Below are 461 nucleotides of genomic sequence, written 5' to 3'. Positions count from 1 at the left end.
CAAATTCCACTTGCCGTCGCGGTCGGTGTCGGCCAAAACGGGCGTCGATTGAATACCTTCGCCGACATCCAAACGAAAGCGTTCGCCGCCCCACGCGCTCAAACCGCGAAGCGTTCCATCTTGCGCGGCAAGCAAAATATCTTGATAACCGTCGTTATCAAAATCGGCCACGAGCGGCGCCGACACGCTGGGCGCACCGTTGTCCGTCCACGCCCGCTGGCCGCTACTCAGGAACACTTGCAAGCGACCATCGGGCGTGGGCACGAGCGTTTCGAGCGTGCCATCAACGTCCAAATCGGCAAGCGCCAGATACGGCTTCATGCGCGTTTCGGGACTCGCCACGCGGTGCTTCCACTTCAAGGTTCCGGTGCGCGTCAGGCAACGCAACACGCCGTCATCCGCCGCGAACAGAATATCCAACACGCCGTCGCCGTCGATGTCGCCGATGACGGGCGAGGAAC

The 461-nt window shown here is 61.6% G+C and carries 1 protein-coding gene; it reads right to left on the bottom strand.

Features of this window, described 5'->3' with window-relative positions; genetic code table 11:
- The coding region (locus tag J1781_RS00380; RefSeq protein ID WP_331252954.1) for an FG-GAP repeat domain-containing protein at positions 1-438 on the bottom strand (438 nt) is incomplete at its 3' end.
- Positions 439-461: the final 23 nt, after the last annotated feature.

This window comes from Rahnella perminowiae (assembly GCF_019049695.1).
Lineage (GTDB): Bacteria > Pseudomonadota > Gammaproteobacteria > Enterobacterales > Enterobacteriaceae > Rahnella > Rahnella perminowiae.
This window is presented reverse-complemented; position numbering and strand designations above follow the sequence as displayed.